This is a genomic window from Clostridioides sp. ES-W-0018-02 (assembly GCF_020658175.1).
In the GTDB taxonomy this organism is placed as follows: domain Bacteria; phylum Bacillota; class Clostridia; order Peptostreptococcales; family Peptostreptococcaceae; genus Clostridioides.
Map to the genome: position 1 here is coordinate 12,106 of NZ_JACVVY010000001.1, position 22,023 is coordinate 34,128.

At 27.8% G+C, this 22,023-nt stretch carries 21 protein-coding genes and 1 riboswitch; of the genes, 16 read left to right on the plus strand and 5 right to left on the minus strand.

Translation table 11 applies throughout. The annotated features are described in order from the left end of the window. The first annotated feature begins 10 nt into the window (after positions 1-10). From feoB to IC219_RS00080, 6 genes are all read left to right on the plus strand, one after another. A complete protein-coding gene (feoB, locus tag IC219_RS00055) occupies positions 11-2,167 on the plus strand; it encodes a ferrous iron transport protein B (RefSeq protein ID WP_227432845.1) in 2,157 nt (718 codons plus the stop codon). Between the two features lie 25 nt (positions 2,168-2,192). Next, a complete protein-coding gene (locus IC219_RS00060) occupies positions 2,193-2,345 on the plus strand; it encodes a FeoB-associated Cys-rich membrane protein (protein WP_227432846.1) in 153 nt (50 codons plus the stop codon). Between the two features lie 180 nt (positions 2,346-2,525). Further along, a complete protein-coding gene (locus IC219_RS00065) occupies positions 2,526-3,236 on the plus strand; it encodes an AIM24 family protein (RefSeq protein ID WP_227432847.1) in 711 nt (236 codons plus the stop codon). 88 nt (positions 3,237-3,324) lie between these two features. Continuing rightward, a complete protein-coding gene (locus tag IC219_RS00070) occupies positions 3,325-4,095 on the plus strand; it encodes an ABC transporter permease (protein WP_227432848.1) in 771 nt (256 codons plus the stop codon). Next, on the plus strand, positions 4,088-4,819 hold the full coding sequence (locus IC219_RS00075; RefSeq protein ID WP_227432849.1) for an ABC transporter ATP-binding protein: 732 nt from the start codon (positions 4,088-4,090) through the stop codon (positions 4,817-4,819). The genes IC219_RS00070 and IC219_RS00075 overlap by 8 nt, the downstream gene beginning before the upstream one ends. Positions 4,820-4,852: 33 nt before the next feature. Next, the gene (locus IC219_RS00080; protein WP_255612921.1) at positions 4,853-5,815 is read left to right on the plus strand and encodes an NrtA/SsuA/CpmA family ABC transporter substrate-binding protein; all 963 of its coding nucleotides are present in this window, start codon (positions 4,853-4,855) and stop codon (positions 5,813-5,815) included. A gap of 115 nt (positions 5,816-5,930) precedes the next feature. Here IC219_RS00080 and IC219_RS00085 read toward each other — a convergent pair whose 3' ends face one another. Further along, complete coding sequence (locus tag IC219_RS00085) at positions 5,931-6,527, minus strand: DUF3793 family protein (protein ID WP_227432851.1); 597 nt, start codon at positions 6,525-6,527, stop codon at positions 5,931-5,933. Between the two features lie 244 nt (positions 6,528-6,771). Between IC219_RS00085 and IC219_RS00090 the strand changes: the two genes are divergently transcribed. Beyond that, positions 6,772-7,371 (plus strand): hypothetical protein, encoded by a 600-nt coding sequence (locus IC219_RS00090; protein ID WP_227432853.1) that lies wholly within the window; start codon positions 6,772-6,774, stop codon positions 7,369-7,371. A gap of 152 nt (positions 7,372-7,523) precedes the next feature. Here IC219_RS00090 and IC219_RS21910 read toward each other — a convergent pair whose 3' ends face one another. From IC219_RS21910 to IC219_RS00105, 3 genes are read right to left on the minus strand one after another with little or no spacing between them, the layout of a single operon-like run. Beyond that, entirely contained in the window at positions 7,524-7,622 is a 99-nt protein-coding gene (locus IC219_RS21910; RefSeq protein WP_227433305.1) for a cysteine-rich KTR domain-containing protein, read from the minus strand. 26 nt (positions 7,623-7,648) lie between these two features. Further along, on the minus strand, positions 7,649-8,455 hold the full coding sequence (locus IC219_RS00100) for an alpha/beta fold hydrolase (RefSeq protein WP_227831146.1): 807 nt from the start codon (positions 8,453-8,455) through the stop codon (positions 7,649-7,651). 15 nt (positions 8,456-8,470) lie between these two features. After that, the gene (locus tag IC219_RS00105; protein WP_227831145.1) at positions 8,471-9,094 is read right to left on the minus strand and encodes a TetR/AcrR family transcriptional regulator; all 624 of its coding nucleotides are present in this window, start codon (positions 9,092-9,094) and stop codon (positions 8,471-8,473) included. A gap of 601 nt (positions 9,095-9,695) precedes the next feature. Next, positions 9,696-9,802, plus strand: a riboswitch (SAM riboswitch). Positions 9,803-9,920: 118 nt separating this feature from the next. On the opposite strand from IC219_RS00105, the gene IC219_RS00110 reads away from it, so the two are divergent. The 7 genes from IC219_RS00110 to proC all read left to right on the plus strand — a co-directional run bounded on the left by IC219_RS00110 (position 9,921) and on the right by proC (position 18,494). After that, positions 9,921-10,886: a methionine ABC transporter ATP-binding protein gene (locus tag IC219_RS00110; RefSeq protein ID WP_227432855.1), complete on the plus strand. Its 966-nt coding sequence runs from the start codon at positions 9,921-9,923 to the stop codon at positions 10,884-10,886. Then, positions 10,879-11,535, plus strand: coding sequence for a methionine ABC transporter permease (locus IC219_RS00115; RefSeq protein ID WP_227432857.1), 657 nt, complete (start codon positions 10,879-10,881; stop codon positions 11,533-11,535). Before IC219_RS00110 ends, IC219_RS00115 begins: the two co-directional genes overlap by 8 nt. 37 nt (positions 11,536-11,572) lie before the next feature. Continuing rightward, a complete protein-coding gene (locus tag IC219_RS00120) occupies positions 11,573-12,364 on the plus strand; it encodes a MetQ/NlpA family ABC transporter substrate-binding protein (RefSeq protein WP_227432859.1) in 792 nt (263 codons plus the stop codon). Positions 12,365-12,512: 148 nt separating this feature from the next. Then, positions 12,513-15,251, plus strand: coding sequence for a PAS domain-containing sensor histidine kinase (locus tag IC219_RS00125; RefSeq protein WP_227831144.1), 2,739 nt, complete (start codon positions 12,513-12,515; stop codon positions 15,249-15,251). A gap of 114 nt (positions 15,252-15,365) precedes the next feature. Next, the gene (locus IC219_RS00130; protein ID WP_227432862.1) at positions 15,366-15,974 is read left to right on the plus strand and encodes a DNA-3-methyladenine glycosylase; all 609 of its coding nucleotides are present in this window, start codon (positions 15,366-15,368) and stop codon (positions 15,972-15,974) included. A 1,089-nt stretch (positions 15,975-17,063) separates the two neighbouring features. Next, positions 17,064-17,654 (plus strand): helix-turn-helix domain-containing protein, encoded by a 591-nt coding sequence (locus IC219_RS00135; protein ID WP_413840640.1) that lies wholly within the window; start codon positions 17,064-17,066, stop codon positions 17,652-17,654. 36 nt (positions 17,655-17,690) lie between these two features. Beyond that, entirely contained in the window at positions 17,691-18,494 is an 804-nt protein-coding gene (proC, locus tag IC219_RS00140) for a pyrroline-5-carboxylate reductase (RefSeq protein WP_227432864.1), read from the plus strand. Positions 18,495-18,573: 79 nt separating this feature from the next. Here proC and IC219_RS00145 read toward each other — a convergent pair whose 3' ends face one another. Beyond that, entirely contained in the window at positions 18,574-19,764 is a 1,191-nt protein-coding gene (locus IC219_RS00145) for a DUF1002 domain-containing protein (RefSeq protein WP_227432866.1), read from the minus strand. 267 nt (positions 19,765-20,031) lie between these two features. On the opposite strand from IC219_RS00145, the gene IC219_RS00150 reads away from it, so the two are divergent. Together IC219_RS00150 and IC219_RS00155 are read left to right on the plus strand one after the other, a co-directional pair. Then, positions 20,032-20,508: a type I restriction enzyme HsdR N-terminal domain-containing protein gene (locus IC219_RS00150; RefSeq protein ID WP_227432867.1), complete on the plus strand. Its 477-nt coding sequence runs from the start codon at positions 20,032-20,034 to the stop codon at positions 20,506-20,508. 290 nt (positions 20,509-20,798) lie between these two features. Beyond that, entirely contained in the window at positions 20,799-21,683 is an 885-nt protein-coding gene (locus IC219_RS00155; RefSeq protein WP_227432868.1) for an RNA polymerase sigma factor RpoD/SigA, read from the plus strand. Positions 21,684-22,023: the final 340 nt, after the last annotated feature.

Here is a 22,023-nt window from a genome sequence, read left to right on the forward strand (position 1 = left end):
GGGAATGGAAATGTCAATAAAAATAGGTCTCATAGGAAATCCTAATTGTGGCAAGACAACAATGTTTAATGGACTTACAGGTTCATCACAATATGTTGGTAACTGGCCAGGAGTAACAGTTGAAAAAAAAGGTGGAAAATTAAAAGGAAATAAAGATGTAGAAATAGTAGATTTACCAGGTATTTATTCTCTATCACCATATACATTAGAGGAAGTTGTTACACGTAATTTTATGCTTGATGATAAACCAGATGCAGTAATAAACATTGTAGATGCATCAAATATAGAGAGAAATTTATATTTAACAACTCAGGTTTTGGAATTAGGTATACCTACTGTTATAGCTCTTAACATGATGGACGTTGTTAAGAAAAATGGAGATAAGATAAATATTAAAAAATTATCAGAGGTTATAGGTTGCCCTGTAGTAGAAGTAACAGCTGTTAAAGGGCAAGGAATTATGGAAGCTGCTCAAAAAGCAATTGAAATTGCAAGTGGTAACAATAAATTAGATTTTAAGTTACCTTTTGTTGATGAAAGCAAAGGAGCAATAGAAAAAATCGAAAAGATAATAGAGGAAAAAACTCCATATATAGATATGGAAACACGTTGGTTAGCTATAAAGTTATTTGAAAGAGATGAAAATGTTATACAAAAGCTTGATATTTCTAAAGTAATATTAAATGACATAGAAGAGATAACTAGAAATTGTGAAGATGAATTGGATGATGATAGTGAAAGTATAATCACAGCAAATCGTTATGAATTTATTAGTTCAATAATTTCAAGCATAATAAAGAAAAATAGAAATGGTAAAGAAACTGTTTCAGATAAAATAGATAAGTTTGTAACAAACCGTATATTAGCACTACCTATTTTTGCACTTATAATGTGGGGAGTTTACTACATAGCAGTAAGTTCATTGGGTGCTATAGCAACTGATTGGACAAATGATGTATTGTTTGGAGAAATTATTCAAGGTAATGTAAGTAATTTCTTAGCTTCCGTAAATGTAGCTGATTGGTTACAAGGTCTTGTAGTTGATGGCTTAATTGGTGGAGTTGGAGCTGTATTAGGATTTGTACCACAAATCATGCTTTTATTTTTGCTATTATCAATACTTGAAGATTGTGGATACATGTCACGTGTGGCTTTTATAATGGATAGAATATTCCGTAAGTTTGGTCTTTCAGGAAAGTCATTTATACCGATGCTTATAAGTTCAGGTTGTGGAGTTCCTGGTGTTATGTCAACTCGTACTATAGAAAATGACAGAGATAGAAAAATGACTATCATGTTAACTACATTTATTCCATGTGGAGCTAAGATTCCAATAATAGCTTTATTTGCAGGAGCACTGTTTGGAGGGGCTTCATGGGTAGCACCATCAATGTATTTCTTAGGAATTGTAATGATAATTGTTTGTGGAATTATATTAAAAAGAACTTCTTTATTTGTTGGAGAACCATCTCCATTTGTTATGGAACTACCTCAATATCATGTTCCTAGTGCAAAAGGAGTTTTAATTCATATGTGGGATAGAGGAAAAGCATTTATAATCAAAGCAGGTACAATTATCTTTGTTGCTTGTGGAGTAATATGGTTCTTACAATCATTTAACTGGTCACTACAAATGGTAGATGCAGGAGATAGTATATTGGCTAGTCTAGGAAATATAGTTGCACCAATATTTGCACCTCTTGGATTTGGAAACTGGCAATCATCAGTAGCAACAGTTACAGGTCTAGTAGCAAAAGAGAATGTAGTTGGAACATTTGGCGTTTTATTTGGTATATCAGATGCAACAGAACAAGACCCAACACTTCTTGGTTCAGTTGCAAGTATGTTTACAGTAGTCAGTGCATTTTCATTTATGGCATTTAACATGCTTTGTGCACCTTGTTTTGCAGCTATTGGTGCTATAAAAAGAGAAATGGGTTCATGGAAATGGACATGGATTACATTAGGGTTCCAAACTTTAACAGCTTATATAGTTGCTCTTCTTATCAATCAAGTTGGAAGTGTACTTTTAGGAACTGGTGGAAGTATTGCTGGGGCAATAATATCTATAGTTATAGCAATAGCTGTAGTATTTGGGGTTTTAACTTATTCAAATCGAACAATAAAAAAAGATAAAATTGGTAATTTGAGCTATATGAAAAATTAGTTCATATAAATAAGGAGTGATGATTATGGCTACATTTATTATAGCAGCTATTGTGGTAGTATTAATGGCATTGGCTGTGATGCATATGGTTAATAACAAGAAAAAGAATGGCAGTAGTTGTGGATGTGGTTGTTCTGGATGCTCAAGTAGTAAGAGTTGCCATGATACTAAAAGATAGATAAAATAAGAGTCTGATAATAAAGTAAGTTAAACTTTTTATCAGGCTCTTATTTTTTATATAAATAATAAATTTCATATTTGAAGTCAATTAGACTATATTATATTTTTACTGTATAATTATAGACAAATATATGATTAGGAGGGATTATTGCTAAATACAGCAATATAAATGTTTATTATGTTTAAATTTGATGTAACAAATGAACTTATGTGTATAGCAAGAGGAAGTGGTAAATTTTTTGCTAAAAAAGGTGCTATGGTAGCATTTAAAGGAAATTTTAACTTTGAAAAATTAATATTAGGCCCAAATAATGGTGGTGGTTTAGGTAGAGCATTGCTAGGACATGTTCAAAGGTCATTGACAGGAGAACAAATGCCAATAATGGTTGTTGAAGGTGAAGGTGAAATTTACCTAGCACAAAATGCTTATCATGTAGATGTAATATCAATTGACCCAGGTGACTCGATTTGTGTTGAGAGTGAAAACTTATTAGCATTTTCAGAACAACTAGATTATAGTGTAAAATTAATTGGTTCAGGAGTAATATCTCAAAAAGGACTTTTTACTACACATTTAATAAATAAAACAAGTCAAAATCAAGATATTGCCATAATAACAGATGGGAACCCTCTAATACTTGAAGGGCCTTGTTGTGTCGACCCAGATGCGTTAGTAGCATGGACTGGAAGGGAACCATATCCTAAAGTAGCAAAACTATCATGGAAAACTTTTGTTGGTCAGACTTCAGGGGAATCTTATCATATGGAGTTTGTTGAGCATGGTCAAATTGTTATTATACAACCATCTGAAAGATTGTCCAGCTTGAATACAGATGCAACACCTTCTGACAGAATGAGGTCAGGTGGAGTAAGAATTGGTATAGATTAATTTTTATAGTGAATTTTAATTGTAGCTTAAAATATATTTAAAGAATAAAAAGGGTAGCAGGGGTAGGTATATTAAAAAGGAGTATTAGATGCTGGAGAGAATTCATAGAAAGTTTAAAGGATATTACATTTTCTTACTAATCTTAGTTTTATGGAAAATTGTATGTGTTTTAGGTATATGGAGTAGCTATATTTTGCCTCCGCCTGAAAGAGTTTTGGAAACTTTTATAAAAATGATAAATGATGGTTCTATTTTTTTAAATGTTTATGCTAGTGTGAAGAGGATATTTATAGGTTTTTTAATAAGTTCATTGATAGCAATACCACTTGGAATCGTGTTTGGTGTAAATAAAAAAATGTATGAATATTTCAAGCCACTATTTGAATTTATGAGAAGTACACCTCCACTAGCCTTAATACCTATGCTGATTTTATGGTTTGGTATAGGTGAAGAGTCTAAAATTATAATTATAGTTTTAGCATCGTTTTTTCCAATATTTTTAAATACACTAAAAGGGATAAAAAATTGTGACAGTAAATTAATTGAAGTAGGCAAGTCTTTTAATTTATCTAAGAAAAGAATTTTTTGCAAAATAATAATTCCTAATTCTATGTTAGATATTGTTGTTGGACTTAGTTTAGGTCTTGGGTATAGCTTTAGAGCTATAATTGGTGCAGAACTTATTGCGGCTTCTTCAGGTTTAGGATACTTGATTTCTGACGGTAAGGATATGTCAAGAACTGATATTGTACTGGTTGGAATTTTTGTTATTGGTTTTTTAGGTATACTTTCAGATTATCTATTTTCAATGGCAATAGCAAAATTTAGTAAAGGGAAGCAGGTTGATTTAAATGGTTAGAAATGGATTTTTATTAGAGAATATACATAAAAAGTATTTAGTTGATAATAAAGAACATTTAGTGCTTGATGATATATCATTAAGTATATCTAGCGAAGAAATAACGGTTATACTAGGGGAAAGTGGCTGTGGGAAGACAACCTTGCTTAGAATTTTAGCAGGTCTTGAAAGTACTACTAGTGGAAATGTATATTTTTTTAATAATGATAAAAAGTGTATCCCAAAAGTAGGAGTTGTTTTTCAAGAAAGTAGACTAATGCCATGGCTAAATGTAAGTGAAAATATACTTTTACATACTGAAAAAAATAATAGAAATAAAGTTGATTTAGATAGATATTTAAAGATGATGAAACTTGAAAAGTTTAAGAACTCATATCCAAATGAGTTATCAGGAGGAATGGCTCACAGGGTAAGTATTGCAAGAGCTCTTTCTTTTAACCCAGATATTCTATTGATGGATGAGCCATTTGCAGCATTAGATTATTTTACAAGAAGAAAAATGCAAAAAGAAGTAGTAAATATCCATAAAAATACTAAAAAAGGGGTAGTATTTGTAACTCATAATATAGAAGAAGCTATGGAAATAGCAAAGAAAATAATTGTTTTTAGTAAAAATAAAGGGATTAAACAATTTAGTGTCGAAGATGAATATAATAGAGATTTAACTAAAAGCTATTATATAAGCTTAAAAAAAGAAATATTAAGGGAATTGGGGGAGTTTTAAGTGATTAAGAGAAACAAAAAAATTTTAGCAGTAATGACATCTTTAGTAATGGTATTGGTTGGGACTGTGGGATGTTCAACCAAAGAAGAGGGTAATAAAGATGTTCCTACAAAAAAAGAGACTAGTTTACCTAAGGAAATAAATTTAACCTATGTGAAGTCTCCACTTAACGTTCCAAGTATACTGGAAAAGAAAGATGATTCATTTGGTAAGGAATTTAAAAAGGATAATATAAAAGTTAATTTTCATGAACTAACAACAGGCCCAGAACAAACTCAGGCACTAGCTGCTGGAGAATTAGACTTTTTACATGCATTAGGTGGAACATCTGCTATAATAGCAGCATCTAATGGAGTTGGACTTAAAGTTACAAATATCTATAGTAGATCACCAAAAGGATATATGCTTATAACTAACAATGAAAATATCAAATCTATAAAAGATTTAAAAGGTAAGAAAATTGTAGGTCCAAAAGGGACTATACTTCATCAATTATTGATTGCTGCACTTGCTAAGGAAGGTTATACGATAGATGATGTTGAATATGTAAACATGGATATTCCTAGTGCTGCCTCTGCATTAGAAAGTAAAAGTGCAGATGTTGCAATGCTTGCAGGGCCAGTGGCTTTAAAAACAATAAATGCAGGTAGCAAAATGATAGTAAATGGAGAAGGTTTAGTTAGTGGAATAATAGTTACTGCAGTAAGTGATGATTTTGCTCAAAAATATCCTGAATTAGTAAAAAGATTTATGAAAGTTCATGAAGATACTTTAAAATATATGGATGAGAATAAAGATAAGGTAATGGAAGAGGTATCAAAAGAAGTTGGTTTAACTTTAGATGAAACAAAGGAAATGTATTCTTGGTATGATTTTAGTTCTAAGATAACAGATAAGGACATAAAAGAGTTAGAGGATACACAAGAATTCTTGATGTCTAATGGAATGCAAGAAAAGAAAATAAATATTAAAGATATGTTATATAACCAAAATTAGTATATTAAGAAATTAGCATATTAAAATAGAAAATACATCCTTAAGTTATTGTGATAATAACATGATAAAAAAGGATGTATTTTTATTTTTAATTATTTTATAGAATAAAATCTAATTAGAAACAGCTTACTATTTTATCTACACTTATGTAGTCAAGTAATTTTCTCATTTTTTTACGATGAAGCAAGAACTTAGAATATGTGTCTTCTGATTGTTTTGGATCACCATAAACTTTCCAATACCTAATCATAGAAACTTCATAGTTACTATATCCCATAAATCCAATTACATCTTTAAGGGGATATCCTAAAAAAATACCTATTTCATCAGGAAAAGTATCAGTTTTAAGCTTTTCAACTAGATGCTCTAAATAAGCATTTACATTAGTATTTTGTTTGTATCCTAAAAACTTCAAGAAATTTACTGTTTTTTTACATTTTAATCTTTCTGACAATGCTGTTTTATTTACAAATAAAATTTTTAATCCTTTTTTTTCTTTATCAATAACTATAAAATCTATTCTTTTACAATTATATAGATATTTGTAAATATCATTAATTTTTTCCTCTCTATTTACATCAGTAAATGAAATATTTATTATTTCAGCAGGTTTAGAGCCTAAAAAAACTGGACCTAAAACTTCTAAAAGCCATTTTATATATGATGATTCAATTTTATTCTTACAACAAAATTGTGAATTGCAACAATGCATAAAAGATAACCTCCTTCAAATGAAAATTAATATCAATTAATTAAATTATACTATGAATGATAATCAATATCAATAATAAAATTATATTTTTTTTATTAATTACTTATCTATTATAATTTCCCAAAAAATAAATTATAAATTGTTTAATTTTAGTAAATAAAAAATAAAAATATAGAAATACTAAATTGAGAAAGAACTTTATTAAAACTTTTTGTAATATAAAACATCTAGGAGGATAATAAAAATGAAATTAAAAAGAACTTTATTTGTAGGACTAGCGTTAGTATTAGCTATAGGTATGACTGCTTGTACTAAAAAAACTGAAAAACCAAATGAAAATGCAGGAAAAAATCCAAATGAATCAGTAAACAACAATGAAGGTTATATGAATTATTATTCAACAAGCTATAATGATTATATAGCAGGTTTAAATAGATATTCTATTTATGATACTCCAGAAAGTATAAATAATCAATTTAAAGATAAAGAATATCCAGGAAATGAAAAATATTTAAGTGATGTAAAGGCTGCATACAAAGACAGTAGAGACAAAATACAATCATTTGTAACATCTCTTAAAAAAGATGGTAAAACAGAAGATGCTGAATTAAAGAAAATGAATGATGAATTAATAACTGAAGGTGAAAGATTAGTAAAAGATATAGATGCTAGATTAGAGAAATTAGATAAAGTATCTGATGAAGATATGAAAAAAGGTCAAAATGACTTTATGAAACTAGTTCATGGAACAGAAGATGTTGGAAATGATATAGGTAGTGGTTTTAGAAAAATGATAAAAGACATGAATGATAGATTAGGAATAACAGGAAATAATAAAAAATAGTAGAATAACCTGCCAATATCAACAATAAAAATTATTTTATAAAGCGCTGTAAAGCCACACGAACACTATGTTTGTGTGGCTTTATGTGTTTCTGTTTTAGTTGCTTAAAAATTCCGTTTTACGCCTATTTGATTTCAATATTTAATGATGGCTTATAAAAACAGTAAAAAAATATAAAACGAGAAATTTTCAGGTATAGTATCTAATCGAATTTTTAGCCTTGTTTTGTTGCCACATACAGGATAGCGTATCTACTCTATTTTTATAATGCTTTACTTTATTTCGATAAATAATTTAGAACACGATTATTAAAATCTTTTGCTTCCTCATACGCAGCATGTCCAAGACCTTTATATATAAATAATTCGCTGTCCTTAATTTTATCAGTTAATTCAACAGAAGAAGTTACACCAACTATCTTATCGTTATCGCCCCCAATTATCAAAGTGGGACATATAATATTATTCAACTCCATATATGCATCATGCTGAATACAAGAGGATGCTTGTATGAGAAACCGTCTAAAATCTTTAGGTTTACCGATTTTCCCAAGCAAGGGGTAAAGAAAACGATATTTTTTTAGATAATTCTCTGAATAAGAATTTTCTGATATGTCAATCATTAGATGCTTATATTTTTCTTGCTCTGCCAATGTAATCCAATTCCCAACAACTTCTTGTATGTTTTTATTCTGCTTTGATAGCGTAACTGCCAGTACGAGTTTCTCAATTAAATCGGGATAATCAATAGCAAGGTATTGTGCTATCATTCCACCTTGAGAAATACCTAAAACTTTAGCTTTAGTGATACCAAGTATTTTCATGGCTTTCGCTTGGTCTTTAGCCATATCTCGTGTAGAATAACCTTCTTTTAAATGGTTTTTTCTGCTAAAAACATATACTTTATAGTCTTTGGCGTACATGCGATATGCTATAGCCATTGCGATAGCCATTCTTTTGACTGTGGTTAATCCATCGCCTAGTCCAGGAAGCATGATTAAAATATCACTACCATTTCCAAAAGAGATATAGTCCATATCTGTATCGTCAATGCTGACGCATCCACCTTTTGCCTTCCAAAACATAACTGTATCCTCCTTTTATTTTAAAAGCCCCATTTTTAATATTTCCAGATATTCTGTTAGACTTTTTACATATTCATTTTGTATGTGTTCGAATGAATAGTTATCTATTTGAGTACTTACTAAAAAAGAATCGTTAAAACCTTTTAGAAACCACTTCAAAATGTCGATAGTTTTCTGCTTATCCCAACGAAAATTACTCAAATCAATATCTTTAACTAGATTGTCATATACATCAAATTCCTTAATACTATATCGTTCTATGGTCTTTTGGTAAATCTCAGTATCACTTCTTGTAAATGCACCTATTAACAATTTTGCTTTTTCAGGATTTTGAATATACCAAGAAAATTCTAAAGCAGAATATTCAATTATTCGTTGGAATAACTCTGGTGAAATGGCGATTGTCTTTTTTTCTAAACTTTCAATAAAGTCTGCTGTGACGGTATCAAGTATGAAAAAATACAATTCTTCTTTAGTAGAAAAATATTTAAACAAGCTACCTTTACTAATACCAGAGCTTTTAACTATTCTATTGGTGGAACTATTTGTATAACCATATGTTGCAAATTCAGATATTCCCACACTAATAATATTCCTTTGTTTGTCTTCATTAAGCTCAAAAAATAATTTTGTAGGCATGATATCTCCTTATGTAATGACCGACTGGTCATTTCCGTTGTACAATATTAGTAACCATGTGGTCACTGATATTTAGTATACTTATTAGTCACTTACTTGTCAATGAGTTTTTCAAAAAAATGTTACAAGTGGAGATATTATAATGCTTTATTACAATCTTTTCTTACATAGTGATGTATTTGGTTTTTGCCTGCCAACGAGACTGTATTTAAAGTTCCAATAACTCCAGTTCAGATGATTAGTATTTTCACAAATATTTACTTCGCATTTTAAAATAGTTCGTTTTTATTTTTTACTCCAAGTTCTTTGCAAATAAGTTCTTTATATGCTTCTACTTTTGCTGGAAAATCACTAACATTCTACTCGAAGAAATCCACATCCAAATAGAAATTAGATAGAACAAGTATCAGTTTTGTCAAAATAATTGAAAGAGTAGTATCTTGATATCCATTTTCTAAACTGATATGAGGTTTTATGAACTTTGTTTTCAATTCAGAATAATAAAAAATAAAAATTTCAAATAAATTTATTGACAAATATTATTAATAAATATATTATATATAACATAGCAAGAAATGATAATCGAATTAAATTAAATAACGTCTTATCAAGAGTGGTGGAGGGACTGGCCCTTTGAAACCCGGCAACCAGTATATTTTATATACATTGGTGCTAAATCCTGCAACTAATATAGTTGATAGATGAGTATAAATAGCTTTCTAAGCCTGAGTTTATACTCAGGCTTTTATTTTGTTAGATACAAATTTAAAATACATAAATAAAAATAAACATACAAATTGAGCAGAATATGTGGGGAGGAAATTTTATGATTAGCATAAAAAATGTTAATAAGTATTATGGAAAGACTCAAGTACTTAAAGATGTAAGTATTGAGATAGAATCTGGAGAAATTTTTGGAATAATAGGTCATAGTGGTGCTGGAAAATCAACACTACTTAGATGTATAAATGGGCTAGAAGAATATCAAGAAGGTAGTGTGCTTGTATCTAATAAGGAAGTAAAGTCATTAAATGAAAAGCAAATGAGGGATTTAAGAAAAGAGTTAGGTATGATTTTTCAACACTTTTCATTACTTGAAAGAAAAACAGTGTTTGATAATGTAGCATTACCTTTAGAGTGCTTTGGATATACAAAGGCAGAAATAAAAAAAAGAGTTTTAGAGTTACTAGAAGTGGTTGGTATATCTGAAAAGAAAAATGATAAACCAAGAAACTTAAGTGGTGGTCAAAAACAGAGAGTTGCAATTGCTAGGGCTTTAGCACTAAACCCACAAGTACTTCTTTGTGATGAAGCAACTTCAGCACTAGACCCAAATACTACAAAATCAATTCTTTCATTACTTGAAGATATAAACAAAAACCTAGGAATAACAATAATAGTTGTAACTCACCAAATGGAAGTTATAAAACAAATTTGTGGAAGAGTGGCAATAATGGAAAATGGAGAGGTATTAGAAATAGGAGATACAGAAGAAATTTTCTTGAGAAATACTAAAGGACTTAGAAAATTAATAGGTGAAGAAAGTATAATTTTACCAAAAGGAACAAATATAAAAATACTATTCCCTAAAGACATTTCTAATGAAGCTATTATTACAACAATGGCAAGAGAGTTAAACATAGATGTATCTATAATATTTGGGAAATTAGAACAATTTAAAGAAGATATTTTAGGTTCACTTATTATAAATGTTTCAGATAAAAGTGGAGATAAAGTAAAACAGTATCTTACAGATAAGGACATAAGATGGGAGGAAATGATAAATGAATAGTCTAATTGATTTTTTAACAACACTATTTCCAAATGCATTACTACAAACTTTATATATGGTCATAGTACCAACTGTAGTGGCAACAATATTAGGATTTATACTAGCAATTATATTAGTAGTGACAAAACCAGATGGATTAAAACCAAATAGTACGATTAATAGTGCACTAGGATTTATAGTAAACATATTTAGAAGTTTCCCATTTATGATACTTATAGTTGCAATGATTCCAATAACAAGATTAATTGTTGGAACAAGTATAGGAGAAACTGCTGCAATAGTACCAATAACTATTGGTGCAGCACCATTTATCGCTAGGATTATAGAAAGTTCATTAAACGAAGTTGATAAGGGACTAATAGAGGCTGCCAAATCTTTTGGAGCTACAAAAAAACAAATAGTATTTAAAGTTATGATAAAAGAAGCAATGCCTTCAATAGTATCTGGAATTACATTATCAGTAATTTCTATACTTGGTTATACAGCTATGGCAGGTGCAGTAGGAGCTGGTGGACTAGGTAATATAGCTCTTATTTACGGATACCAAAGATTTGACACAGCAGTAATGGTTTATACAGTAATAGCACTTGTAATACTAGTTCAAATAATACAAGGTTTAGGAAATCTAGCTTATAAGAAACTAAAATAATTTAATCAATAAAACATTTTTAAAGGGGGAGTAAAAAATGAAATTAAAAAAATTATTATCAGTAGCATTAGTGTCAGCAATAGCAATATCAGCAGTAGGATGTTCAAACAAAGAGGATAAAAAAATATTAGTAGGGGCATCATCAAATCCACATGCAAAAATATTGGAAGTTGCAAAACCTTTATTAAAAGAAAAAGGATATGATTTAGAAGTAAAGATATTTGATGATTATGTGCTTCCAAATACAGCTTTAGATGAGGGTTCTTTGGATGCTAACTTCTTTCAACATATTCCATTTTTAGAGGAGACTGTGAAGGAAAAGGAATATAAACTTACTTATACATCTAAAGTTCATATAGAGCCAATGGGATTCTATTCAGAAAAAGTTAAATCATTAGATGAAGTAAAAGATGGAGCAGTTATAGCTGTACCAAATGATGCGACTAATGGAGCTAGAGCACTTAAATTATTAGCAAAGCATAAATTAATAGAAGTAAAGGATGGCGAACTTATAACTAAAAAAGATATAACTAAAAATCCTAAAAATATACAAATAAAAGAAATGAATGCAGAACAATTACCAACAGTATTAAAAGATGTTGATGGAGCAGTAATAAATTCTAACTATGCTTTAACAGCGAATTTAAATCCTACTAAAGATGCAATAGTAATAGAATCAAGCGATTCTCCATATGTAAATATAATTGCTTGTAGAGAAGATAATAAAGATAGCGATAAGATTAAAGCTTTATCAGAGGCTATGAACAGTAAAGAAGTTAAAAAGTTTATACAAGATGAATATAAAGGAAGTATAGTTCCAGCTTTTTAAATTAAATATACAAAATCTATAAAATGAGTAAAATTTTAAAAACTTTACTCATTTTTTTTTATAACTAGAAAGTGACAAATTTTTTGGGAGAATTGTGGTAACATATTTATAGATAAAACTATATAAAAATGAAGAAGTGGTGGAGAATATGGAATCTAAAGGAACTTTAAGGAAGAATAAGGGCTATATATTGGCTAATGGGTTATTTTTAATTATTGCACTTTTGAATATAAATTTGTATACAGTTTCCATAAATATGTATAGAATAATTTTACTTTGGATATTTGGATATTCTATAGTTTATATAACTAGTTTTGAAAAAGATGAATTTATAAACATACTAAAATTAGGATGCCTTGTATTAGTTTTTGTGGGGATTTTAGGCATAGCAGAATTAGAGATTCAAAAATTCCAAGTTATGATACTCAATTTAAGTATAATTAATATATCTACATTTATATACTTAACAATTTCTAAAATAAAAAAACTGAGAATAAGTCATTTGTTGATTTTCAACAGTACTTTTGTAATAGTAGATTATCTTCTAAGAAGTATTTTTAATAACTTTTATTTGAATATGATTATTATGGCAATTAATGTTGCCATGTCTTTGTTCAATTTATTGTTTGTATTAAACAAAACTAATAGTGAAACTGAACATTATAGCTTAATAAAAAATTTATCATACTTTGCTTTATTTGCAACTATTATAGGTTTTATAACAACTTGTCAAATTAGTATAGTAGATACAGATAGATTAATAGGAGTAGTGTATTTATTGTTATGTAATTATACTTACTATGTGTATGTATACAGTCTAATTAATAGAGTGGTATATCCATATTATGAATTAAATTCAATAAATAAGAAATTAAGTAAAAAGTCAGAACAATTAAGTAAGATAAATCTAGCAATAGAAAAGGACATGACTATACAGAAAACATTAAAAAATTACATAGATGAAAGAAAAGAGTTATTAAGACAAGCACTTGATACTATACCAAATGTATGGATAATAACAGATTATGATTTTAATATAAGTTATACAAATAATGCATTTAAAGATGAATTTTCAAAGGACATGAAAAACTTTTATCAGATATTAAATTTTATAAAAGAAGATGAGTATGTAGCTGAAAAACTAAAGAAATTTGATACGGATATAAGTATAATTGATAAACAAGTAGAGCTAAATAATAAAATATATTTGTTAAGTTTAAGTAATAACGAAGAAGAAAGTAATTATTTAATAAGCTTAAATAATATTACAAATGAAATAAAAATGGATAAAGAGATAAGGGCTATAAATAAAGATTATGAAAATATAATATTAAATATACCATCTCCGATACTTGTAAGAAGTGCAGAAGGTGGTATAAAGAAGAATAAAGTAATAAGCATAAATAAAAAATATGAAAAGAGTTTTAAATGTACACCAAAAGAGCTAGTTAATATGACATTAGAAAAATATTTTGAAACCTTTAACATAGATTTTTTTGATAATAGAGAGTTTAAAAGATTAAATCTAACAAAAGAAAAGAAAGCTGAAATAGTAAGTTATAATGATACAGCAAATTGTATAATTAATTTTGTAATGTCTGATTCAGAGGGCGAAGAACATGTTGAAGAAGTGAGAGTTGGAGATTATTGGTCAAATAATAAATTATTTAAGTTACTTACATTTAGAGATATAACTAAAGAAATAAATATACTTAGAACAGTAAATGAACAAAAAATAATATATGAAAAATTATTAGATGCTATACCAGAGGCTATTTTTCTTGAAGATTTAAGTACATCAAGAGTACTCTATACGAATAGAGCTTTTAGAGAATTATTTGGAATATCAAGTGATGTACTAGGCGTAACAACACAAAAATATAGAAATATCTTAGTAAAAAAATACATAAACAATTTAAATATAGGTGAAAGAGAAAAAAGTATTCATATAGTAAATGAAAACAATCATATTAAAGAAGTAAAGATGATATCAAGAACCTTATACTTTGGGCAGAAGAGAAGTAGAGTGAGAATAATTAAAGATTTAAGTGTACAAAGAGAGTCTGAGAGACTTAAAAAAGCATTAATAAAACAAAGACAGTATGACCAGATGAAGATGGAGTTCTATGCTAATATATCTCATGAACTTAAGACCCCTTTAAATAATATCTATAGTTCAGTTCAGCTTATCGAGAATCTTTATAAAAAAGGAAAGATAATTGACTGTCAAGATATATTAAGAGAACACATAAAAATAACTAAACAAAACATGTTTAGATTATTAAGATTAATAGATAATATAATAAATATTTCTCAAGTTAAATCAGAAATATATAAGATTAAAGCGGTTAACTTTGATATTATCGATATAACAGAAAGAATAGTTACATCCATTAGCAGTTATGCAAAATCTAAGGGAATAGACTTAGTTTTTGATACAAATGAAGAAACCATGAGAGTAGGACTTGACCCAGAATCTATAGAGAGGATAATATTGAATATATTATCAAATGCTATAAAGTTTACTTTAGAAGGTGGAGAAATGCTTGTAGGAATATATAAAGAGGGTGAAAATGTAGAAATACTTATAAAAGATACTGGAATAGGTATAGAAAAGGAGAAATTAAACGACATATTTAATAGATTTAAACAAATTGAAAATAGTGGTATATCAAACGAATTCGGCAGTGGAATAGGATTATGTCTTGCAAAATCGTTAATTGAAATTCAAAATGGAGAAATTTATATAGATAGTAAATTAGGAGAAGGAACAAAGGTAAAAATAATATTCCCAATTAAAGAAGTAGTTGAAGAAGTCTATGATAAATCAAATTACAACGATAATATTGAAAAATTCGAGATAGAATTTTTTGATATATATAAGTAGTAAATATTGAAATCCATTATTTTATATATTAATATACAATTAAAAGCAGACTAATTTTACTTATGATTTTAGCTGTATTTAACTGACTATAAATAAACTTTATGAGGTGAAATTTTGGAAAAGGATTTTTTTAGGAAAAATGGAATTGATTTAGCTAAATCTATATTAGGTAAATATTTAATAAGAAAATATGAAAATAAAACCATTGTTACCAAGATAGTAGAGACAGAGGCATACATGGGTATAAATGACAAAGGCGCACATGTATATGGTGATAAAAGAACTGAGAGAACTAAGCCTCTCTATTTAGATGGTGGACATATATATGTTTATTTAATTTATGGTATGTACAATTGTCTAAATCTATCAGCAAATATAGAAAATGTACCAGAGTGTGTGTTAATAAGAGGTGTCGAACCAATAACTTCTTTAAATGAGATATCTGTAAATAGATATAATAAACTGTATGATAATTTGAGTAAGTATCAAATAAAAAATATTACTAATGGACCAGGAAAACTTTGTAAGGCTTTAAAAATAGATAGAAGCTTAAATAGTAAGAGTATAATGGGCGAAGAATTGTATATAAGTGACTTTTATTATGATAATGAAGGAAAAAAAGTATTTAGTGAAGATAAATTGGATATAAAAACTAGTAAACGTATAAATATAGACTATGCAGAAGAAGCAAAAGACTTTTTATGGCGTTTTTATATAGAATAGGTACTGATATCAATAAGATATATATTTATAAAAATTATTTTTTATAAATATATATCTTATTTTTTATAGAATTTTTATTTTAGTATAAATAAATTTATAAAGCAGGAGATGTATTTTCAGTAGATTTTTATAATTATTTTCAATTGTTTTGTTTATACAAACAAAGATATATTTCAACAAAATAAGTATGATAATATTATACTATAAAATAAATGAATATTAACTTTTGGACGCATTTTATTAAGAATAGTCGTGTTTATATATAAAGTTAGTTTATTTTATATTAAACAGATTATTTATTACAACAAATAATTATTTATAAAAAATAGAAAAATTTTGACAAAAAAAGAAAGTATCTTTAGAATAGAGATATATTTAAAATCGTATGATTGAGGTTATAAGGTGATTTCATATGGTTTATTATGAAAATTATTGTTAGACAGAAAATTTAAAAATGGAATTTAAAAAGATGATAAATATTTTGATAACGATTGTTAAATTAGGAAATAACAAGTCTGTATCTGTATAAATATTAGAAAAATATGTATAGTTTTAGACTGTAAAATATAAGATATTGTAGAAATAAAAAAAGGCATTGAATAGATACTATTAAATTGTAAAATTATGTTATAATTATTGTAAAGGATGTAAAAATCTGTAGAAATAGCAATGTAATAAGCTTGATTTTTAATAGTTAAATTCAAATAAACTATATAATGCAATATAGATAAATTAAAGATAGTAATCTGATAAAAATTATACTAATAGGATTTATATATTATGAACTATATAAATAATAAAGTAAATTATAGGAATAACTTAAGTTTTATAATATAGTTTTATAATATAAAAAAAGTCATTATAATCATATATATTAAAAAATAGAAAAATGATTAATAAATTTTATTAAATTAGGTAGAGAGATATATATAATAAATTATAAATAATGATAAATGTGTAGACAAAAGAAAGTGAATAAATTATATTTATACTAATAAAGTTTTTTTGAGGTGAAATATTATAGATATAATAGCCTATATTTATATTCTTATATTTATATTATGAAAAAATTAAAATTATTTAGGGGTGATGGTTTTGAATAAGGACATAGGAGCAAAAATAAAGCAACTTAGAACTCAAAAACAAATGACACTGAAAGATATGAGTGAGAAAACAAACTTATCAATTGGATTTTTGTCACAGCTTGAAAGAGGATTAACAAGTGTGGCAACAGATTCATTAGGTAAAATAGCAAATGTATTGGATGTAGATTTAACTTACTTTTTTATGAAACCAAAGGAGCATAAGAGACCTGTATTAAGAAGTTATGAAAAAGAAGTTTTTGATGTAGAAAATTCAACATTTATACATTATCATTTATCATCTAATTTAAAAGAAAAAACTATGTTACCAAGATTAATTGAAATTCTTCCAAGTAAAAGTAGTGAAGAAATTTGTTGCTATGTACATAGTGGTGAAGAATTTGTATATGTTTTAGAGGGCACTCTTACAGTGTTTTTGGGTGACGAGCAAATTGAAATGTATCCAGGTGATACAATACACTACAATAGTGAAAAGAACAATCACAATTGGGTTAACTATACTAATAAGATGGTAAGAATTTTAGTGGTAAGTATACCAAATCCATTTGAAAATTCTGATACAGTTAAAGAAGCTTAAAGTTTAGTTATTACTTATTTAAGGAGGAGTATTACAGTGAAAAGAATTGGATTTATAGGTGCAGGGAATATGGCCAGTGCTATGATAGGTGGTATAGTAAATTCAAAATTAGTTGAACCTAATATGGTAACAGCATCAGCATATACTCAAGGAACTCTTGATAGAATACATGCAAATTTTGGTATAAATACTACAAAAGATTCAAAAGAGGTTACTAGAAATTCTGATATAGTAATTGTAGCTGTTAAGCCAGACATATATGATGATATTTTAGAAGAGATAAAAGATTTTGTAGATGATAGTAAGATTATAGTTACAATAGCAGCAGGAAAATCTATAAAAGATATAGAGGCAATTATAGGTGAAAATAAAAAAATAGTTAGAACTATGCCTAATACTCCTGCACTTGTAAATGAGGCTATGTCTTCAATATCTATAAATAAAAATATAAAAGATGAAGATTTAGAAGCAGTGGTAGAAGTATTTAGTTCTTTTGGAAACACTGAAGTCGTACCAGAATATCTTATAGAAGCAGTGATTGGAGCGAGTGGTTCTGCACCAGCCTATGTGTTTTTGTTTATAGAAGCTATTGCAGATGCAGCAGTAATTGCAGGAATGCCAAGACAACAAGCATATAAATTTGCAGCACAAGCAGTTATGGGTTCTGCAAAAATGGTACTTGAAACAGGAAAACATCCTGGTGAACTAAAAGATATGGTATGCTCACCTGGAGGGACTACTATAGAAGCAGTTAAAGTCCTTGAAGAGGAAGGTTTTAGAGCCTCTGTTATAAAAGCTATATGTGCATGTATAGAAAAATCTCAAAAAATGAGCAAGTAATAAGAATTTATTTGAGATAAAAAGAATTGCCTTTTATAGAAAATTTCTATATTAGGCAATTCTTTTATTTACTTAATTTTTAAAATAAACCTGAAAGCCAATTCTTTATTTTTTCAAAGAAACCAACTGAGTCATTAGTATTGGATTGATTTTCAGAATTATTAGTTGTGTTATTTTCACTTGATTGAGTGTTATCATTATTCTCGCTATTATTTTCTGAGTTATCCGTATTATTAGAGTTAGTACTATCTTCTGAGTTATCTGTATTATTAGAGTTAGTATTATCTTGTGGATTTATTTGAACACCTTCTGTAGAGTTTATCACAGCATTTGAGCCAAGAGACTCATCATTAGTGTTATTTAAGATTCCCAAATCTTTTTTATCTCCTCCTGAGAATAAACCAGAGAACCAATCTCCTATTCCACTAAACCATCCACCTATAGTATCTAGTATTCCAGAACCTTTAACACTATCACCTAATTTTTTTAGTTGTTCATTTACATTGTCTGATACATTATCCAATGTATTTTTCATACTATTGTAATCATAATCTTGGTCAGCTATTTTTTTCATTACACCTTGAATTTGTTCTTTTTGTTCTGGTGTAATAGTAATATTGTAATTGTTTACAACATTATTTATCGTATTAGCTATTTGATTAGTATCCTTTGTACCATTTTTTACAATTTCTGTTTTGATATCATTCATCACACCAGTTGCTTTTTCTTGACCTATATCATCTCCTAAATCACCTGTAACCACTAACTCTTCAGAAGCAATTTCCTTTTTTGTTTCGTCAAGTTTTTTTCCTGATGCATCTTCAAATGCTTTCATAATTCCTGTCAATGCACCAGTACCACTTACAGGATATGGAGCAGCAGCAATAACATTTGCATTTTCAAGACCAGCTGTTGTAAGTGTTGAAGCAATCATTGAGCTAGTTACCCAAGTTAAATTTGCTGTTTTAACATTAATTCCATTGCCATTTGTTGTAGGCTCAACATAAGAGCAAGAAATAGTAACTTTACCAAGTTGGCTCTCTGTTGCAACACCTTGTAAATATTGTCTTTCTTCTGCATTTGTTACATCTAAAACTAAGACTTGGTCTTTTTTAACTCCAAAATAATTAAGCATTTGTTGTTTTTGAGATTCTGATAAGTTAGCTCCAAGTGTAACAACATTTGTTCCATCTGCATAAGCAAGGTTTAAACTTCCAAACACAAGCATAGTAGATATAATAATAGAGCTAATTTGTTTTTTAAACTTCATAATAATCCTCCTAGATTTAACATACATTACATTTTCAATATACATTTTTATCAATATACTGAATAAAAATATGTGCTACATTTCTATTATACTAAATATAAACTATTTTTTAAATCAATGCGATTACAAGTTTGTAATAAAAAAGGTAATATAAGGTAAATAATGAAAAAATAATTTTTATAAGAGATTGAAAAAACAATTAATGTAGTATACTATAATATAGAAATGATTATGATAATGTTATAGAATCGGAAGGAGAAAAAATAAATGTCAAAAGAATTAGTAAAAGACAGAGTAATAAAATATTTAATAGAAGATTTATTGGTACCTCAGGACATGATTGATACAAATGTTGAATTAGCAGAATTTGAAGAAGGTGCAGAGGGAACTTTAGATATTATTGTAAATGTTAAAGATGATGAGGATTATTACGCTCCAGTAATGATAGTGCAGTGTTTAGATGAAGATGTAGAATTAGAAGGGGAAGTTTTACAAAAACAAATAGAATTTTTAGAAGAAGTAGATAACATAACTATGTCAGGTAGATTGGTTTTAACTAATGGTGATGCTATGATGTATGCTGATTGGAGAGGCGAAGAATATGATACTGAGGCAGCACTTCCAACTTATGATATAATGGTAAAAGAGTTTAATGAGATGGAACAACAAGTTAAAGATTCAGAAGAAGAACATCATCATCACGATGAAAATTGTGGATGTGGATGCAATCATCATGAAAAGTAAATAACAAGCATATATATTAAAAAAGACTGTTTAATCAACAGTCTTTTTTTAGACATATATCAATCTAAAAACTTAGGATATAACAATATATAATAAAATAAATTATATATATAAGGAGGATATTAGGGTTAGAGGTAGAATAATATTATAGGTATAGTTTTTATAACTTTGTATACATAATATACAAAACAACTTATTTGAAGAAGGGGATATTATGTAGTTGTAGATTATGTAGTTTTAAATTATTTATTTTTGTTTTAGCAAATTCTATGAATAGAAGGGGTTTGATTATGGATACTAAAAAAGAAAATAATTATGAAAATTATATTTGTGTGGGTTCATCAAATGTATCAAATGCGATGAAAATGTATTTAAAGGAAATTGAGGAATACAAAATGTTGTCAGCAGGAGAAGAGGTAGAGCTGGCAAAGGAAATAATCAACTCATCTTCAGTAGCAAAGGAAAAGTTTATAAATTCAAATTATAGGTTGGTAGTGAGCATAGCAAAAAGATATAAAAGAGATAGTATTGATATGCTAGACTTAATTCAAGCGGGAAATATAGGACTCATAAAAGCAGTAGAGAAGTACGATTATAAAAAAGGATACAAATTTAGCACTTATGCTACATGGTGGATAAAACAAAGCATAACAAGATATATTGATGATTGCGAAAATACTATTAGAATACCTATACATCTTCACCAAAGAATAAATTTTGTAAAGAAAAAGAAACAAGAACTTTTAAATGTATTATTAAGAGAACCAACTGTAGATGAGATTGCAGATGCTTGTGGTCTTGAGGTTGAGAAAGTATTGGAATTATTAAAACGAGATAAAAATGTTGTATCTTTGGATACACCATTAAAAGAAGATGAAGATAGTAGTTTAGTTGAATTTATACCATCAGATGCTGATTTTAAAGATGTTGTAATGCATGAAGTGGAACAACATAATTTAAAAGAAAAAATAGAAGAATTACTTACAGGTCTTGGAGAACAAGAACAGCAGGTTTTGAGAATGAGATTTGGCATTGATGATGATGACCCTAAGACATTAGAGCAAATTGGAAAGGTGTTTGGAGTTACTAGAGAAAGAATAAGACAAATAGAAGCTAAAGCAATAAGAAAATTAAGACATCCAAGTAAATTAAAACAATTAAAGCATTTTTATTAATATTTATAAAGCGAATATAAAAGAAAGTAGGAGAAAGATTCTCCTACTTTTGTTTTTTCTTTTGTTATACTTACACATAATCAATAATGGTTTTTCAATAGGAAAATATGAGATTAATAAAATAAAAATTACCTTTACATTACTTTAACTTGCAGAAAAGTTGAGTTTTTATTAGCTTATTGACGACTATTAATAATCATATTGATGTACTTTATTTAAAATGCACTTATATATTTCTGTTAAGTATTCTTCATTGAGGAGAATACTTTTTTGGATTTTCTTTAAATAAATAGTTATTTAGTAAAAGTGATTAAAATTTTTCAAAATAGATAAAATATGT

Coding starts and splice junctions, on each gene's coding strand:
- IC219_RS00110 (WP_227432855.1), top strand. CDS start 9,921: ATGATTAGCATAAAAAATGTTAATAAGTATTATGGAAAGACTCAAGTA.
- IC219_RS00120 (WP_227432859.1), top strand. CDS start 11,573: ATGAAATTAAAAAAATTATTATCAGTAGCATTAGTGTCAGCAATAGCA.
- IC219_RS00155 (WP_227432868.1), top strand. CDS start 20,799: ATGGATACTAAAAAAGAAAATAATTATGAAAATTATATTTGTGTGGGT.
- IC219_RS00060 (WP_227432846.1), top strand. CDS start 2,193: ATGGCTACATTTATTATAGCAGCTATTGTGGTAGTATTAATGGCATTG.
- IC219_RS00115 (WP_227432857.1), top strand. CDS start 10,879: ATGAATAGTCTAATTGATTTTTTAACAACACTATTTCCAAATGCATTA.
- IC219_RS00105 (WP_227831145.1), bottom strand. CDS start 9,094: ATGCCTACAAAATTATTTTTTGAGCTTAATGAAGACAAACAAAGGAAT.
- IC219_RS00145 (WP_227432866.1), bottom strand. CDS start 19,764: ATGAAGTTTAAAAAACAAATTAGCTCTATTATTATATCTACTATGCTT.
- IC219_RS00150 (WP_227432867.1), top strand. CDS start 20,032: ATGTCAAAAGAATTAGTAAAAGACAGAGTAATAAAATATTTAATAGAA.
- IC219_RS00070 (WP_227432848.1), top strand. CDS start 3,325: ATGCTGGAGAGAATTCATAGAAAGTTTAAAGGATATTACATTTTCTTA.
- IC219_RS00090 (WP_227432853.1), top strand. CDS start 6,772: ATGAAATTAAAAAGAACTTTATTTGTAGGACTAGCGTTAGTATTAGCT.
- IC219_RS00075 (WP_227432849.1), top strand. CDS start 4,088: ATGGTTAGAAATGGATTTTTATTAGAGAATATACATAAAAAGTATTTA.
- IC219_RS00085 (WP_227432851.1), bottom strand. CDS start 6,527: ATGCATTGTTGCAATTCACAATTTTGTTGTAAGAATAAAATTGAATCA.
- IC219_RS00100 (WP_227831146.1), bottom strand. CDS start 8,455: ATGTTTTGGAAGGCAAAAGGTGGATGCGTCAGCATTGACGATACAGAT.
- IC219_RS00080 (WP_255612921.1), top strand. CDS start 4,853: ATGACATCTTTAGTAATGGTATTGGTTGGGACTGTGGGATGTTCAACC.
- IC219_RS00135 (WP_413840640.1), top strand. CDS start 17,064: ATGGTTTTGAATAAGGACATAGGAGCAAAAATAAAGCAACTTAGAACT.
- IC219_RS00065 (WP_227432847.1), top strand. CDS start 2,526: ATGTTTAAATTTGATGTAACAAATGAACTTATGTGTATAGCAAGAGGA.
- IC219_RS00125 (WP_227831144.1), top strand. CDS start 12,513: ATGGAATCTAAAGGAACTTTAAGGAAGAATAAGGGCTATATATTGGCT.
- feoB (WP_227432845.1), top strand. CDS start 11: ATGTCAATAAAAATAGGTCTCATAGGAAATCCTAATTGTGGCAAGACA.